The following is a 15,916-nucleotide window of genomic DNA, read 5'->3' as shown; positions in this document are numbered from 1 at the left end:
GGGGCGGGTCGAGGAGGACGCGGTCAAGCCCGTCCTGGACCGTATCGGGTAGGAGTGCGCGCCCGCGTCAGGCGACCCGTTCGCTGGTCTGTCTCGCGAACTGCCAGACGCCCTCGGCCAGGAGCAGGGCCGACGCCGGCACCAGCGCGCCCAGGCCTCCTGCGACCACATCAGCGTTCCTCCCATACCATCACCCCAGCTCCTCCCGCAGCGCGTGCCCGGTGTGCCGGAGGGAACACCTCGTCCAGCGAGGGCGCCCCGAGCGCCATCTTCGGCTCCGCGGGCGTCCCGCCGACCACCTCGCGGCCGTGGTCGATGATCGTCAGGTGGTCGCAGAGGCGGTCCGCCTCGTCCATGTAGTTGGTCGCCGGCAACACGGTCATCCCCTCGTCGCAGAGCGAGGGATGTGATCCCACATGTGGGTGACGCGACTGGACGACCAGGCCGAGCGTCGGCTCGTCGGGTGTCAGCGGCCCGGGCCGGTGGAGCAGCCCGCAGGCCAGGTGCAGGCGCTTCTGCATGCCGCCATTTGTTCACCCATCGCCTGATAGTTAACGATGGCATTAAATAAATAGGCAGTTAGGGGCGGTCAACAGCCTCCCTAGATCAGTCTCCGCAGGCGCAGCAGGTCGCCGAAGCTCGCGTCGATCTTCACCCGGCCCCCGAGCAGCGCACGCGCCAGGTCCAGCTCCCCGTCGACCAGCGCGATCAGATCGTCGCTCGCGATCGTGAGTTTGACGTCGGCGGGCTTGCCGTCCGGCGGCGGCTGCTCCGTGAACGGGTCCAGTCCCCCGTGGTGCAGCCGGCCGTAGAAGATCACGTCGAGGTCGGACACCCGGCAGCTGACCGTGCGTTCCACCACATGCTTGGCACGGTCCTCCTCGTCGATCTCGTCGAACTGGGCGACGAGCTTGGCCAGTGCCGCCCGGCACTCCTCGACGCTTGCCATGATGCGTATCCTTTCTTCCCCTTGCGGACCGTAGCGTTCCACATCAGTAGCACCCCCGTATGACCTTCAACGCGTAACACGCCTGCCAAGGTCCCGGGCGCTCGCGGGAGGCGTTACGGTCGAATCATGAGTGAGCTGCCGGAGGGGACCGGCGACGAGCGGGTCGACGCCGTCGTGGCCAGGCTCGGCCGCTTGGGCGAGCTGCCGGTCGGCGCCCACGTGGCGATCTTCGACGAATCGTTTTCCGAGCTCGAGGCCACGCTGGCCGCCGTGGACGAGCCGGCTCCGGGTGACCGGTGAGCCGGAGGATCCGCCTGGACAGCGAGCTGGTGCGCCGGGGCCTGGCGAGGTCGCGCGAGCAGGCGGCCCAGCTCATCGACGCGGGCCGGGTCACCGTCGGCGGGCAGACCGCCCGCAAGCCCGCCACCCAGGTCGACACCGCCTCCGCCATCGTCGTGGCCGTCCCCGAGGACGGCCCCGACTACGTTTCGCGTGGAGCGCACAAATTGCTCGGCGCGCTCGACACGTTCGGAAACCTGACCGTCGAGGGCCGCCGCTGCCTCGACGCGGGGGCCTCCACGGGCGGGTTCACCGACGTGCTGCTGCGCCGCGGCGCCGCCCACGTGCTCGCCGTCGACGTCGGCTACGGCCAGCTGGCCTGGTCACTGCGCACCGACGAGCGGGTGACGGTGATGGAGCGGGTCAACGTCCGCGACCTGACCCCCGACATGGTCGGCGAGCCGCCCACACTGATCGTGGGCGACCTGTCGTTCATCTCGCTGAGGCTCGTGCTGCCCGCCCTGGCCGCCGTCGCCGCGCCGCGAGCCGATTTCGTGATGCTGGTCAAGCCGCAGTTCGAGGTGGGCAAGGACCTCGTCGGCGCGGGCGGCGTCGTACGCGATCCCGGGCTGCGGGCACGCTCGGTCCACGAGGCCGCAGCCAAGGCGCAGGGCCTGGGGCTGACCGTACGCGGGGTGACCGCCAGCCCGTTGCCTGGACCGTCCGGAAATGTGGAATATCTGCTCTGGCTGGGCAAGGGAGAAGGCGAGCCCCCGGTCGCCGACCTCGAAGCCGAGATCCAGCGTGCCGTCGCGGAAGGGCCGCAATGAAACGGACCGTCCTGGTCGCCGTACACACCGGGCGGGAGGCCGCTGTCGAGAGCGCCCGCCTGGTCATCAGCCGGCTGGTCGACGCCGGCATCACCGTCAGGGTGCTCGACACCGAGGCCGGAGAGATCGCCTGCGCCGGGGCGGAGGTGGTGACCGGCGACCCGGGCGCGGCCAAGGACGCCGAGGTCATGATGGTGCTCGGCGGCGACGGTTCGCTGCTGCGCGGGGCCGAGCTGGCCAGGCCCGCCGGCACGCCGCTGCTGGGCGTCAACCTCGGGCATGTCGGGTTCCTGGCCGAGGCCGAGGTGGCCGACCTGGCCGCGGCGGTCGACAACGTCGTCGCGGGCCGCTACGACGTCGAGGAGCGCATGACGATCGATGTTCTCGTCCGGCTGAACGGCCGGGTGCTGGCCGACACCTGGGCGCTCAACGAGGCCACCGTCGAGAAGCAGGAGCGCATGCTGGAACTGGTCGCCGAGATCGACGGCCGGCCGCTGTCGCGCTGGGGCTGCGACGGCGTGATCTGCGCCACTCCGACGGGCTCGACGGCCTATGCCTTCTCGGCGGGCGGGCCGGTGGTGTGGCCGGAGGTGGAGGCGCTGCTCATGGTTCCCATCAGCGCGCACGCGCTGTTCGCCAAGCCGCTGGTGGTCTCACCGCGCTCCACGCTGGCCGTCGAGATCCTGCCCGACACCCCGGGCGGCGTCCTGTGGTGCGACGGGCGGCGTCGTTTCGAGCTTCCGTCGGGCTCGCGGGTGGAGGTGCGCAGGGGTGCCGAGCCCGTACGCCTGGCGCGGTTGCACGGCGTGGAGAGCACCGGCGCGCCGTTCACCGACAGGCTGGTCGCCAAGTTCGAGCTTCCTGTTCAGGGATGGCGCGGAAGGGTGCGACCCTGAATGAATGGGAGGGAGAGCGCGTAGGATCACGTGGGCATGGTGGGCCGCGGCCGGCGGTCCGCCGCAGGCGGCGGCGTCTGCGCGTGCAGGTGTTCGGAGACGATCCGCGTGACCATCAGACACGGCAGTGAACGGGAGTGGGCAGTGCGACCAAGGGTCGAGGAGGTCCGCATCCAGGGGCTCGGCGTCATCGACGAGGCCGTCCTTGAGCTTTCCCCGGGTTTCAACGTGGTCACCGGCGAGACCGGCGCGGGTAAGACGATGGTCGTCACCGGGCTCGGGCTGCTGTTCGGCGGCAGGGCCGACCCCTCGCGCATCCGCCCGGGCGCCGACCGGGCGACCGTGGAGGGCACGCTGGTCATCGAGCCGGGCGGGCGCGTCTCCCAGCAGGTCGAGGACATCGGCGGCGTGGTCGAGGACGGCGAGCTGATCATCTCCCGCACGGTGTCGGCCGAGGGCAGGTCCAGGGCCTGGCTCGGCGGGCGCACGGTGCCCGTCGGCACCCTGACCTACCTGGCCGACGACCTGGTGGCGGTGCACGGGCAGATGGACCAGCAGCGGCTGCTCCAGCCCGCCAGGCAGCGGGCGGCGCTCGACCGCTACGCCGGCCACGAGCTCGTCAAGCCGCTGCGGGCCTACACACAGGCGTACAAACGGCACAAGCAGGTCGGCGCGCAGCTGGAGGAGCTGACCACCAGGGCCAGGGAGCGGACGCAGGAGGCCGACAGGCTGCGCTTCGGTCTGGAGGAGATCGAGAAGGTCGACCCGAAGCCGGGCGAGGACGCCGAGCTGCGTGGCGAGGAGGAGCGGCTCTCGCACGCCGACGCCCTGCGCAGCGCCGCGACCACCGCCCACACAGCGCTGCTCGGCGACCCGATGGAGGCGGCCGGCAGCCCTCACGACGTGATCTCCCTGCTCGGCGAGGCGCGCGCGGCCGTGGAGACGGTGCGCGACTTCGACGCCCAGCTCGCCGGCGTGGGCGACCGGCTGGCCGAGGCGGGTTACCTGATCTCCGACGTGGCCACCGACCTGGCGGCGTACGCGGAGTCCATCGAGGCCGATCCCGCGCGGCTGGCGGCCGTGCAGGAGCGACGGTCGGTGCTGACCGGGCTGATCCGCAAATACGGTGAGGACAGCGCCGGGGTCCTGGCGTGGGCGCAGCAGGCGGCGGCCCGCCTGGCCGAGCTCGAAGGCGACGACGAGCGCATCGACGAGCTGACCCGCGAGCACGACGAGCTGACCGAGAAGCTCACCGACCTGGCTGCCGAGCTGACGAGGGTGCGCCAGGCCGCCGCCGAGCGGTTCGGGCAGGCCGTGACCGAGGAGCTGACGGCGCTGGCCATGCCGCACGCCAAGGTCATCGTCCAGCTCGGCCAGAGCGCGGAGTTCGGACCCGAGGGGGTCGACGAGGTGGAGCTGCGGATGGCCGCGCACCCCGCCGCGCCGCCGCTGCCGCTCAACAAGGGCGCCTCCGGCGGCGAGCTGAGCCGGGTGATGCTCGCGATCGAGGTGGTGTTCGCCGGGGCGGATCCGGTGCCGACATTCGTGTTCGACGAGGTCGACGCGGGGGTCGGCGGCAAGGCGGCGGTGGAGATCGGGCGCCGGCTGGCCAGGCTCGCCCGCACCGCCCAGGTGATCGTCGTCACACATCTGCCACAGGTGGCCGCGTTCGCGGACCAGCATCTGGTGGTCGAGAAGGCGAGCGACGGCAGCGTCGTGCGCAGCGGCGTCACCGCGCTCGACCAGAAGGGCCGGGTACGCGAGCTGTCCCGCATGCTGGCAGGTCTGGAGGACTCCGAGCTGGGCCGGGCGCATGCCGAAGAACTGCTCGGGCTCGCGGCAGCAGACAGGTGATCCTGAGTGACAAAGCGGACGCGCCGCGCAATGCGTGGCCTCCGCGCTGTTTCGCTCTGGCAGGATGGTCATGATGAAGGTTCCGGGGAGCAGAATGCCGGGCCTCCGCAGCAGGAAGGTCGGTGACCTTCCCGGCACAACGGCAGTGGCGAGAATCGACCGGCGTACCAAGAGGCTCACGAAACGCCTCCAGTCCGGGGAAATTGCGATTATCGACCACGTAGACGTTGACCGGGTCAGCGCGGAGGCGCTCGTCGCATGTGGTGCCGCGGCCGTGATCAACGTCGCGTCCGGCATCAGTGGCCGCTATCCCAATCTGGGGCCACAGATCCTGATCGAGGCCGGCGTGCCGTTCATCGACAACGCCAACCAGGAGCTGTTCGAGCGGGTCAAGGACGGCGACGTCATCCGGGTCTGCGACGGCGTCGTCTACCTCGACGAGGACGTGGTCGGCAAGGGCGAGCCGCAGACCCCCGAGGCCGTCGAGGCCGCCATGGCCGAGGCGCGCGCCGGGATGGCCGTGCAGATCGAGGCCTTCGCCGTCAACACGATGGAGTATGTCCGCGGCGAGGGCAGGCTGCTCATCGAGGGGGTCGGCGTACCCGAGATCCGCACCCCCATGGAGGGCAGGCACGTCCTCATCGTGGTGCGTGGATACCACTACAAGGAAGACATCGCCACCCTCCGCCCCTATATCCGCGAATACCGGCCCGTGCTCGTCGGCGTCGACGGCGGGGCCGACGCGCTGCTGGAGGCGGGCTACCTGCCCGACGTGATCGTGGGCGACTTCGACTCGGTCTCCACCAAGGTGCTGACCTGCGGCGCCGAGCTCGTCGTCCACGCCTACCGCGACGGCCGCGCCCCCGGCCTGGAGCGCATCCACCAGCTCGGCCGCGAAGCGGTGATCTTCCCCGCCACCGGCACCAGTGAGGACATCGCGATGATCCTGGCCGACGACAAGGGCGCCGAGCTGATCGTCGCCGTCGGCACCCACGGCACGCTGGAGGAGTTCCTCGACAAGGGACGCTCCGGCATGGCCAGCACCTTCCTCACCCGGCTGATCATCGGCAGCAAGCTCATCGACGCCAAGGGCGTGAGCAGGCTCTACCGCAGCCGGATCGCCACCTCACAGCTGCTGCTCCTCGTGATCACCGCGCTGATCACGATGGGGGTCGCGCTGTCCTTCGCGCCGATCGGCCGCACCTGGCTGAACGGCCTGCAAGACGCCTGGAACGCTTTCATCTTCTGGTTGGTCGGACTCTTCTCGTGATCGATTTCCGCTATCACCTCGTCTCCATCGTCGCGATCTTCCTGGCGCTGGCGGTGGGCATCGTGCTGGGCACCACGCTGCTCCAGGACCCCGCGATCGACCTGGCCAAGAGGACCAGCGACGAGCTGACCAGCGCCAACAACGGGCTGCGGGCCGACCTCGACACCCTGCGCGGCAGACAGGCCGGCAACGACGCGTTCATCACCGCCTCGACGCTGGAGATGGTGGCCGGCGACCTGGCAGGGCAGCGGGTGCTGCTGATCGAGTCGCCCGGCTCCAGCACCGCCGTCCGCGAGGCCACGCAGCAGGTGCTCGAGCAGGCCGGCGCGGACATCACCGGGCGGCTCACGCTGACGGAGAAGTTCCTCGACCCCACGGGCACGGGCGTGCTCGACGGCCTGGTCAACCAGTTCAAGCCGGCCAACATGGTCTTCCCGACCACGGCCACCGCCTGGGACAGGGCCGCCATGCTGCTCGCCGCGGCCCTCGTCACCAACGACCCCGCCCAGGCGAACACCCCCAACTCCGCCACCACCGAGGTGATCGGCGCCTTCGAGACCGGCGGGCTGCTCAGCATCGACGGCGACATCGCCAAGCGGGCCACGCTCGCCGTCATGTTCGCTCCCGAGAAGCCCTACGAGGGCGACAGCGCCGAGGCCCTGGCCGGCGCGCTGGTCTCGGTGGCCAACGGCCTCGACGGCGCAGGCCAGGGCACGGTGCTCGCGGGCGAGGCCGCCCCCACCGCCGTGTCCGGCGACGTGATCAGCGCCCTGCGCGACGAGAGCGACATCGCCAGGCGCGTCTCCACCGTCGATACCGCCGATATGCCCGTTGGCCGCGTCGTGATCGTCTACTCTCTCCGGGAGCAGCTGAGCGGGCGTGCCGGCCAGTACGGCATCGGCAAGGGAGCCTCGGCGCCCCAGCCTCCGGTGACGTCCGCCTCTCCGTCCCCCACCCAGTCAGGGAGCTGACATGGCCCGTGGCCTGCTCTATGCCCTCGCCGGCGCCGCGATCGGCGCCGCGGCCGCCCGCGCCGCCTACGCCGCGTTCACCCGCAACCGGCCGGCCGACCTGAGCGGCCGCTGGACGCGCAAGAACCACCGGGGCGAGGCCATCACCCTGCTCGAAGGTCCCGCGTTCGTGGCCGGCTCCGGCGCGGCGGCCGCGCTCACGCCCGGCCTGCCCGGCCGCCTGCGCCTGGCCGCCCTCGTCGCGGGCGTCGGCAGCGGCACGCTCGGCGCCTACGACGACCTGTACGGCACCACGTCCTCCAAAGGCTTCAAGGGTCACCTGACCGCGCTCGCCCGCGGCGAGGTCACCAGCGGCGCAGTCAAGATCCTCGGCATCGGCGCCACCGGGCTCGGCGCGGCCGCCCTCGTCTCAGAAGGGCCCGTCGACACGCTGGTCAACGGCGCCGCCATCGCCGGCGCCGCGAACCTCGCCAACCTCTTCGACCTGCGCCCCGGCCGCGCCATCAAGGTCGGGCTGCTGACCGGCGGGCCGCTGCTCGCCGCCGCGCTCTTCCACGACTCGCCCGCCGCCGCGGCGCTGGCGGCCGTCCCGCTCGGGGCCGCCGCGGCGCTGCTGCCCGCGGACCTGGGCGAGCGGGCCATGCTCGGCGACGCGGGCGCCAACTCTCTGGGCGCCCTGCTCGGGCTGGTCGCGGTCACCAAGCTCGGCAGGCCCGGCCGGTACGCCCTGCTGGGCACCGTCGCGGCGCTGACGGCCGCCTCGGAGAAGGTCAGCTTCACCAAGGTCATCGCAGGCAACCCCGTACTCAACCGCCTCGACATGCTCGGCCGCCGTCCCGCCGACCCCGTGTGACCCGGCGGACGCGATTGCCGGTGCGGCCTGCCAGGATGATGTCCACGTGATCGGGCGCCTGGCGTGACCGCGCGGGGCCTCGTGATCCGGTGGCCCGTTGCCGGTGGCCTGGTCGCGCGGGGTGTGATCGTCCGGGGTGTGATCGGGGAGGCCGGGTGGGTGTCGTGACGGCGCGGGGCGTCGCCGGTGGAGCCATGCTCATCGGGGCGATCACCGTGCTGGCCCGCATCGCCGGCTTCGCCAAGCAGTACGCCTTCGCGCAGACGGTCGGGACCAACTGCCTGGCCACGGCTTACATGACGGCCAACCAGATCCCCAACATCGTGTTCGAGGTGGTCGTCGGCGGGGCGCTGGCGGGGATGGTCGTCCCGGTGCTGGCCAGGTGGGCCTCGGCCGCGGAGGACGAGCATTCCGGCGCGCACGTGAGCTGGATCGGCTCGGCGATGCTGACGTGGGTGGTCGTCGTGCTGGTCCCGCTCGGCGTGCTCACCGCGTTGTTCGCCGGGCCGGTCATCGGGCTGTTCTTCGGCTCCGCCCTCGGCGATTGCGACGTCGGCGCGGTGACCGCGGTCGCCACCCGCATGCTGGTCGTCTTCGCCCCCCAGATCCCCCTGTACGGCGTCGCCGTGGTGCTCTACGGCGTGCTGCAGGCGCACAAGCGGTTCGCCGGGCCCGCGGTCGCGCCGCTGGTCTCCAGCATCGTGGTCATCGTGGCCTATCTGCTGTTCGTGCCGCTCAGCGGCGGGACCAGCGATCCCGCCCCGGAGCTCGGGCCCGCCGAGCTGGCGTTGTCCGTGGGCACCAGCCTGGGGGTGCTGTCCCTGGTGCTGGCCGTGATCGGGCCCACGGCGCGGCTGGGGCTGCGGTGGCGGCCGACCCTGCGCTTTCCCGGCGGGGTGGCCGTGCAGGTGCGCAGGCTCGCGCTGGCCGGCGTCGCCGCGCTTCTCGCCCAGCAGGCCGCCATGATCGTGGTGCTGGTGCTGTCCAACAACGCGATCGGCAACGCGGCCATCGCGGTCTACAACTACGCGTGGGCGATCTACCTGGTGCCGTACGCCGTGCTGGCCGTACCCATCGCCACCAGTGCCTTTCCCCGGCTGTCCGCGCAGGCGGACGACGCGGCGGCCTTCTCGGCGCTCGCGGCGCGCACCACGCGGGCCGTGGTGCTCGTGTCCGGGCTGGCCGCCGGAGTGCTGGCCGCCGCCTCGGAGCCGGGTGCCGTGGTGTTCCTCGGGAGCAAGACCGACATCTCCCCGCCCCAGCTCGCGCGGGCGATCGCGTTGTTCGCGCCCGGGCTGATCGGCTACGGGCTCATCGCGCACCTGAGCAGGGTGCTGTACGCGGCCGGTCGCGGCCGCGCGGTCGCGGCAGGGACCGTGGCCGGGTGGGTGGTCGTGATGGTCGCGCAGACCGTTCTCGCGCTGGTGCTGCCCCAGGAGTGGAAGATCGGCGGGATGGCGCTGGGGATGAGCGTGGGCATGAGCGCGGGCGGGGCGCTGCTGCTCGTCTCCGTGGTCCGGGCCCGGGGGAGCGGGGCCGTGGCCGGGCTGGTCAGGGCCGGGGGTGCTTCGGTCGCCGGAGGGCTGCTGGGGTATGCGGCGGGGGCTGCTGTGGTGGGATGGATCGGGGCTCAGGGGCTGTGGCCGAACGTCTGGGCCACCGTGCTGGCCGCCGTCGTGGCATTGGCGGTGGGGGCGGTCGTCGTGGCGGTGGTGGATCGGGCGGACGCCGAGGCGGTGGCCGGGATGCTCAGACGGCGCGGGACGGGCTGAGACCGGTCGCCGGCCGGTGGGGTCACGTCGGCCGGTTGAGGGACCGGTCCGGTGGAGATCGTATCGGCCGGTTGAGGGACGAGACGGTTGAGTGACGGGCCGGTCGGGGGATGGGCCGGTTGAGGAAGGAGCGGGTTGTGCGGGTGGCATTCGTGCTGGGCACCACGTCCGGCGGCACGGGGCGGCACGTCCGGATGCTGGCCGAAGGACTGGTGCGGCGGGGGCACCGGGTGGTCGTCCTGGGGCCGCGCAGCGTCGAGGAGCAGTTCTCGTTCGCCGGGGTGGGCGCGCGGTTCGTGGAGGTGGCCGTCTCGGATCGGCCGCATCCCGGCAATGACCTGCGTGCGGTGCTGGCGATCAGGCGGCTCACGCGGGACGCCGACGTCGTGCATGCCCATGGGCTGAGGGCCGGGGCCTTGGCCGCGCTCGGGGCACGGGGCCCGTGGAGGGTGCTCGCCGCACTGGGGGAGCGGGCCGGCAAAAGGGCGCCCGCCGCATTGCGGGGGCGGGCCGGCAAGAAGGCGCCCGCCGCATCGCGGGGGCGGGGCGGCAGGTGGGCGCTCCCACGGAGCGGGCCTGCTGGGGGCGAGCGCGTGCTGGTCGTCACGCTGCACAATGCGCTGACGGCGGGCGGGTTCGTAGGGCTCGTCTATCGGGTGCTCGAGCGGATCGTGGCCTGGCGGGCCGATCATGTGCTGGTGGTGTCGCCCGACCTCGGTGAGCGGATGGCCGGGCTCGGGGCTCGGGACGTGCGCCTCGCCGTGGTGCCCGCGCCTCCGCTACAGCCCGCCAAGCGCACGCCTCAGGAGGTGAGGGACGAGCTGGGGGCCGGGGAGCGGCCCATCCTGCTCACGATCGCGCGGCTCGCCCAGCAGAAGGGACTCGAAACGCTCCTCGACGTCGCCGCCGGGCCATGGCGGCAGGGCGATGCCGCGCTCGGGGGCAGCGAGGCCGCCGGCGTTGGTGGGGACAAGGGGACCTGGCCATTGTTCGTGGTCGCTGGTGAAGGGCCCTTGCGTGCGGAGCTGGAGCGGAGGATCGAGCGCGAGGCGCTACCTGTGAGGTTGCTGGGAAATCGGGAGGACGTTCCCGACCTGCTCGGTGCCGCCACCGCCGTGCTCACCGTCGCCAGGTGGGAGGGGCAGCCGCTCAGCATCAGGGAGGCGCTCATGGCCGGGAAACCGGTGATTGCCACGGCGGTGGGGGGAATTCCGGAAATCGTGGGGGAAGCGGGGATCCTTGTTCCCTACGGGGACGTCCAGGGGCTGCGGGCGGCCGTGCGGACGTTGCTGGAGGGGCCGCGAGCTGCGGAAAGGCTCGCGGAGGCGGCCGCGCGGCGGGGGCGGGAGATGCCCGATGGCGACGCCGCCGTGGAGAGCGTGCTGGAGGTTTACGGGCGATCAAGATCCAATGGATGATTAGGCGGGGTTAAGGCGTTCTCGTATACTGCCTGGGTTAGGGAGGGGAGTATCCCTTCGCGACAGCCTCGTCATCACGGTGCAGCCCCGCTCCACGGGGCCCCCGGGGCTGCCGGTCCGCAGATATGGCGGGCGGGAGAGACCTCCGGCACTGAGTCCTGCAATGCCGGAGGTTTTGAGAAGTGATGGTACCCACGTGGGCCTGGATCGCCGTGATCGGCGGTCTTCTTGTTGTACTGGCCATCGATTTGTGGATCGTCGACCGTGGGGAAGCTCGTGAGTTCTCCATGCGGCAGGCCGGCTACTGGGTGACGTTCTACGTCGCCCTGGCCGCGGCGTTCGGGGTGGTCCTGTGGACCACGTTCGGGGGTGACAAGGCCGGGGAGTTCTTCGCCGGCTACATCACCGAATACAGCCTGAGTGTCGACAATCTCTTCGTCTTCTTCATCATCATGAGCAGGTTCGCCGTGCCACGGGCGTACCAGCACAAGGTGCTGCTCGTCGGCATCGTGCTCGCCCTGGTCATGCGCGGCATCTTCATCGCGCTCGGCGCCGCGGCGCTCGAGCGGTTCAGCTGGCTTTTCTATGTGTTCGGCGCCTTCCTCGTCTACACCGCGGTCAACATCGTCCGCCAGCATCTCAAGGGCGATGAAGAGGAGTTCAACGAGAACGTCCTGCTGAGGTGGGTGCGCAGGGCCTTCCCCACCACCGAGGGGTACGTCGGGTCCAAGGTCACCGTCAAGATCGACGGCAGGCGCATGGTCACGCCGATGCTCATCGTCATGGTCGCCATCGGCTCCACCGACCTGCTGTTCGCGCTCGACTCGATTCCCGCGATCTTCGGGCTCACCAAGGATCCCTTCATCGTCTTCACCGCCAACGCGTTCGCCCTGATGGGACTGCGTCAGCTGTACTTCCTGCTGGGCGGCCTGCTGCAGCGGCTCGTCTACATCAGCTACGGTTTGGCGTTCATTCTCGGGTTCATCGGGGTTAAGCTGGTAATGGAGGCGTTGCACGCCAGCGGTGTCTCCTGGGCGCCCGAAATTCCCATTTGGGTCTCGCTCTCGGTCATCGGCGTCACCATGGTCATCACCACCGTGGCCAGCCTGGTCAAAGCCCGCATCGACGCGCGCAAGGGCGAGGAAACGCATCCTGAGCAGGTCTAGCGAAATGGGCTTCGAGGCGCTTTGCTTGTGTAGTTGCGCCGTGTAATAGTTGCTAGTTCTGTAACACCACGGCAAAGCGCCCAGTCCAGTCACCACCAAAGGTTGTACGTGTCAGACGATTCTGCTAAGTCGAGCCGCGTCAGGCTCGCACGCGGGGTCTCCCCGTGGCTCTTCCCGACGGCGGCCGCAGCGGCCGCCACTGCGCTGCTGACGCGCAAGGACCGCCGATGGGCGCTCGCGGCGGCGCCGCTGAGCGCGCTCACCGGGGGCATGCTCTGGTTCTTCCGCGACCCCGACCGCACCCCAGGAGCGGGACGCATTCTGTCGCCCGCCGACGGTGTGGTGCAGAGCATCGACCCATGGCCAGACGGCCGCACCAGGGTCGCGATCTTCATGAGCCCGCTGAACGTCCACGTCAATCGGGCCCCCCTTGCGGGAAATGTCACCTCCGTGCAGCATGTGGCAGGTGGGTTCCTGCCGGCGTTCAACAAGGACAGCGACCAGAACGAGCGCGTGGTGTGGCATTTCGCCACCGCGCTCGGCGACATCGAGATGGTGCAGATCGCGGGCGCGGTGGCGCGCAGGATCGTGCCGTACTTGAGCGCGGGCGCCAAGGTCACGCAGACCGAGCGGATCGGGCTCATCAGGTTCGGTTCGCGGGTCGACATCTACCTTCCCGAAGGGATCTCTCCCACGGTGTCCGTGGGAGAGAAGACGGTTGCGGGGGTGACCAGAATTGACCGCGGCTGACGCCGGCAGTTGGCAGGCGGATGAGGAAGAGCCTCGAGGTCCCGTCGGCAAGGCATTCCGCCTCTCGGCCGCCGACTCCCTCTCGCTGGGCAACGCGATCTGCGGGTTCCTCGCGGTGTGCGTCCTGGCGTACTCCGCGATCCAGCAGCTTCAGAGCGCGGGCGGCCGCTTCACGCCCGATCCGAGCTACTTCGCCACCGCTGTCGTGCTCCTGCTCATCGGGGCGACCTGCGACCTGTTCGACGGCCTCGTCGCGCGGCGCTTCCGCGCCTCTGCGATGGGCGCCGAGCTCGACAACCTGGCCGATGTGATCAGCTTCGGGTTCGCTCCCGCGTTCATGGTCGTGATCTGGGGCGGGTTCACCGACCAGGTGCCGTTCGCCGCCGTGCTGGTCGCCGCGGCGTCCGTACTCGTCGCCGGGGTTGTGCGATTGGCGAGGTTCGCCTGCGTCAAGACCAAGAGCGGCGACTTCATGGGGCTGCCCATCCCGATGGGCGCCATGACCGTGATCTCCATCGTGCTGCTGTTCCAGCCGAGCATCTGGACCCTGTTCGCCGTGCTCGGCGTGGCGTGGCTGATGGTCAGCCGGATCGAGTACCCCAAGCCGAAGGGGCAGCTCGCGGCGGTCGTCCTCGGATGGATCATGGTGAACGTGGCGTTCCTCACCGTCTGGGTCGCCTGGCCTGAGGGCGGCGACCTGCCGATCAAGATCGGCGCCACCATGCAGATCGCGCTCGTGGCGGCGATTCCGCTGCGGATGCTGTTCTACAAGCGAGAGCAGCGCAAGGAAGCCTCGCGCATCGGCAACTGACGGGATTTTTCGTCTTACTTCGGCTTTGATGGAGCCATGTCGGCTACGCCGCGGGAGCACACGCGCACGTACTATCTCGGCAAACTAGCCACGGAGCTGGAGCAGCGCGGGATGACGGCGACGCTTCGCGCGTACCCGCCCACGTTGCGGATCAGCGACCCCGACGCCGTCATGCTGGTCGAGATCGTGGACTGCGTGCCGCTCTCCGAGGGGTGGTTCTATCGGTGGTCGTGGGGCGAGCTCGTCGGGCTCGCCGACGATCCCGCCCTCGCCGCCGAGCGCATCGTCCGGGTCCTCGCCGCCCGCCAGTGACCGGGTTGTCTCGCCGGCCGTCGGGGATGTGATGCTCGGCGACTCTGGCTGCCTGCTGTGTGGTTTCCGCCGCCCAGAGCCCGGCGCCCCCGCGTCGCCCGTCGCGGGGCTGCCGGGCGTGCGGTGGCCTGAGGGGCCGGACTCGTCGCGGAGGTGCAGGCGGACGTCGGCACGCCTTCCTGGCGAGGGCGGCGGCACGGGCGGACGCTCGCGGCACCGCGGGCGCGTCGACGCAGGGCCAGGGACGGCATCTGCGGACGGGTGCGGCGGGACGGTGATGCGGGGCGCTACCAGCCGCGGGCCTTCCACTCCGGGAGCGCGGGGCGTTCGGCGCCGAGCGTGGTGTCCTTGCCGTGGCCCGGGTAGACCCAGGTCTCGTCCGGGAGGCGGTTGAAGACGCGCTCCACCACGTCGTTGTAGAGCTGGGTGAAGCGCTCCGGGTCCTTCCAGGTGTTGCCGACGCCGCCGGGGAACAGGGAGTCGCCGGTGAACAGGTGCGTGCCCGCCTCGCCCCCGTCGTACAGGAGCGCGATGGAGCCCGGCGTGTGGCCGCGCAGGTGGATGACCTCCAGGGTGACCGCGCCGACGGTGATCGTGTCGCCGTGCTCGACCGTGCGGTTCACCGGCAGCGGGAGGGCGGGCGCGTCCAGCGGGTGGGCGATCACCTGGGCGCCCGTGACCTTGGTCACCTGCTCCAGCGCCTGCCAGTGGTCGCCGTGCTGGTGGGTGGTGACGATCGAGCTGATCGGCTGGTCGCCCATCAGGGCGAGCAGGCGGTCGGCGTCCGCCGCCGCGTCGATGAGCAGGCTGTCGCCGGTCTCCGTGCAGCGCAGCAGATAGGCGTTGTTGTCGTACGGGCCGACGGCGAGCTTGCAGATCGTCAGCGCGGGCAGCTCACGCACGTCGGCGGGGCCGCCGACCTGGACGTCACCTGTATAGGTCATCTGATGTCGGGCGTGGAGACCCCACCTTCAGGCGGGGGAGCATACGCCCTCCTCCTTTCGGGTGTAGGCGTAGCCGTCCGCTCTTCGCAGGAGGCGGATGTGGCGGTGGTGGAAGATCCCCCTTCGTGGCGGCTGGGTCTGGTCAAGCCGGCCCACCCCTCGGCCACGGCGCAAAAGTGCGGCTCCACGGCAAGCCCGGCCCTTCAGAGCCGGGAGCGCTTGACGGATAGTCCTCTGGGGGCGTCGCGGGCAGATCAGCGGGGGCGGGCATCATCAGCCACGGCGGCGGCTCTGGAAGGCCTGTGCCGCCCGGTCCTGGCATGAACGACTGCCCCACGGGCACCAGACTAACGCCCTCTCCGCCCGACCTGCCGGTGAGCCATGCCAGCATGTCAGCCGGTGTGCCCTCGACGGCGGGGCCGGACCCGAGGCCGGGCAGGCTGCCGATGATCTCGCCACCGGCCTCCGGGCGGTCGCGGAGCACCACCTGTGCCGTCCAGGCCTCCTCAGGGAGGTCGCGGACGGCGGCGGCCAGGCGGGCGGCCCCCTCCTCCAGGTCGGCCAGGTGCCGCGCGGCCGGCTGGGCGGCCGTGGCCTCGATCCCGGCGGTCCTGGTCTCGAAGGAGGCGTACTGCGGGGTTCGGACGCCGGTCCTCGCCCAGGTCAGAAGGTTGACGTGGGAACCGGCGTTCTTGGCGAGGTGGGCCGGCACATGGCCTCTGGTCCAGCCGGGCAGGAGGGACGGGGCGGCGATGTCGGCGTCGGAGAAGGACGCGGCCGTGGCCAGCAGCTGGTCGGTGGCCGAGGACAGCTCGGCCTGCAGCGCGGGTAGAACCGTCAT

17 protein-coding genes are annotated in these 15,916 nt (G+C 70.9%); 13 read left to right on the top strand and 4 right to left on the bottom strand.

The window, feature by feature from the left end; all coding sequences use genetic code 11:
- Positions 1–170: 170 nt before the first annotated feature.
- The gene (locus EJK15_RS32740; RefSeq protein ID WP_138714341.1) at positions 171–521 is read right to left on the bottom strand and encodes a P-loop NTPase family protein; all 351 of its coding nucleotides are present in this window, start codon (positions 519–521) and stop codon (positions 171–173) included.
- An 80-nt stretch (positions 522–601) separates the two neighbouring features.
- A complete protein-coding gene (locus EJK15_RS32735) occupies positions 602–949 on the bottom strand; it encodes an SCP2 sterol-binding domain-containing protein (RefSeq protein ID WP_138714340.1) in 348 nt (115 codons plus the stop codon).
- A 126-nt stretch (positions 950–1,075) separates the two neighbouring features.
- On the opposite strand from EJK15_RS32735, the gene EJK15_RS71050 reads away from it, so the two are divergent.
- The 13 genes from EJK15_RS71050 (at position 1,076) to EJK15_RS32675 (ending at position 14,131) form a co-directional block, all read left to right on the top strand.
- Positions 1,076–1,249 (top strand): hypothetical protein, encoded by a 174-nt coding sequence (locus tag EJK15_RS71050; protein WP_171074660.1) that lies wholly within the window; start codon positions 1,076–1,078, stop codon positions 1,247–1,249.
- Complete coding sequence (locus tag EJK15_RS32730; RefSeq protein ID WP_138714339.1) at positions 1,246–2,058, top strand: TlyA family RNA methyltransferase; 813 nt, start codon at positions 1,246–1,248, stop codon at positions 2,056–2,058. The genes EJK15_RS71050 and EJK15_RS32730 overlap by 4 nt, the downstream gene beginning before the upstream one ends.
- On the top strand, positions 2,055–2,954 hold the full coding sequence (locus EJK15_RS32725) for an NAD kinase (RefSeq protein ID WP_138714338.1): 900 nt from the start codon (positions 2,055–2,057) through the stop codon (positions 2,952–2,954). The genes EJK15_RS32730 and EJK15_RS32725 overlap by 4 nt, the downstream gene beginning before the upstream one ends.
- A gap of 144 nt (positions 2,955–3,098) precedes the next feature.
- Positions 3,099–4,808, top strand: coding sequence for a DNA repair protein RecN (gene recN / locus EJK15_RS32720; RefSeq protein ID WP_138714351.1), 1,710 nt, complete (start codon positions 3,099–3,101; stop codon positions 4,806–4,808).
- Positions 4,809–4,881: 73 nt separating this feature from the next.
- Complete coding sequence (gene steA, locus EJK15_RS32715) at positions 4,882–6,078, top strand: putative cytokinetic ring protein SteA (RefSeq protein WP_138714350.1); 1,197 nt, start codon at positions 4,882–4,884, stop codon at positions 6,076–6,078.
- A complete protein-coding gene (locus EJK15_RS32710) occupies positions 6,075–7,049 on the top strand; it encodes a copper transporter (protein WP_138714337.1) in 975 nt (324 codons plus the stop codon). Before steA ends, EJK15_RS32710 begins: the two co-directional genes overlap by 4 nt.
- Before the next feature lies 1 nt (position 7,050).
- Positions 7,051–7,902 carry a hypothetical protein gene (locus EJK15_RS32705; RefSeq protein ID WP_138714336.1) on the top strand — a complete coding sequence of 284 codons (852 nt, stop codon included), beginning with the start codon at positions 7,051–7,053 and terminating at the stop codon, positions 7,900–7,902.
- A 155-nt stretch (positions 7,903–8,057) separates the two neighbouring features.
- Positions 8,058–9,674 (top strand): murein biosynthesis integral membrane protein MurJ, encoded by a 1,617-nt coding sequence (gene murJ / locus EJK15_RS32700; protein WP_138714335.1) that lies wholly within the window; start codon positions 8,058–8,060, stop codon positions 9,672–9,674.
- A gap of 137 nt (positions 9,675–9,811) precedes the next feature.
- The gene (locus EJK15_RS32695) at positions 9,812–11,092 is read left to right on the top strand and encodes a glycosyltransferase family 4 protein (protein WP_240777368.1); all 1,281 of its coding nucleotides are present in this window, start codon (positions 9,812–9,814) and stop codon (positions 11,090–11,092) included.
- A 182-nt stretch (positions 11,093–11,274) separates the two neighbouring features.
- Positions 11,275–12,258, top strand: a complete 984-nt coding sequence (locus tag EJK15_RS32690) for a TerC family protein (RefSeq protein WP_206061230.1) — start codon at positions 11,275–11,277, stop codon at positions 12,256–12,258.
- A gap of 108 nt (positions 12,259–12,366) precedes the next feature.
- Positions 12,367–13,008, top strand: coding sequence for a phosphatidylserine decarboxylase (locus tag EJK15_RS32685; RefSeq protein ID WP_138714333.1), 642 nt, complete (start codon positions 12,367–12,369; stop codon positions 13,006–13,008).
- On the top strand, positions 12,995–13,819 hold the full coding sequence (gene pssA / locus EJK15_RS32680) for a CDP-diacylglycerol--serine O-phosphatidyltransferase (RefSeq protein WP_138714332.1): 825 nt from the start codon (positions 12,995–12,997) through the stop codon (positions 13,817–13,819). The genes EJK15_RS32685 and pssA overlap by 14 nt, the downstream gene beginning before the upstream one ends.
- A gap of 36 nt (positions 13,820–13,855) precedes the next feature.
- On the top strand, positions 13,856–14,131 hold the full coding sequence (locus EJK15_RS32675; protein WP_138714331.1) for a hypothetical protein: 276 nt from the start codon (positions 13,856–13,858) through the stop codon (positions 14,129–14,131).
- 287 nt (positions 14,132–14,418) lie between these two features.
- On the opposite strand, the gene EJK15_RS32670 is transcribed toward EJK15_RS32675, so the two are convergent.
- Both EJK15_RS32670 and EJK15_RS32665 read right to left on the bottom strand, forming a co-directional pair.
- Positions 14,419–15,075 carry an MBL fold metallo-hydrolase gene (locus EJK15_RS32670; RefSeq protein WP_138714330.1) on the bottom strand — a complete coding sequence of 219 codons (657 nt, stop codon included), beginning with the start codon at positions 15,073–15,075 and terminating at the stop codon, positions 14,419–14,421.
- A 142-nt stretch (positions 15,076–15,217) separates the two neighbouring features.
- Complete coding sequence (locus EJK15_RS32665) at positions 15,218–15,916, bottom strand: maleylpyruvate isomerase N-terminal domain-containing protein (protein WP_138714329.1); 699 nt, start codon at positions 15,914–15,916, stop codon at positions 15,218–15,220.

The sequence above is a fragment of the Nonomuraea basaltis genome (genome assembly GCF_005893125.1).
Taxonomy (GTDB): domain Bacteria; phylum Actinomycetota; class Actinomycetes; order Streptosporangiales; family Streptosporangiaceae; genus Nonomuraea; species Nonomuraea basaltis.
Note: the sequence above shows the minus strand (reverse complement) of the source record. Positions and strands in the feature narration are given on the sequence as shown.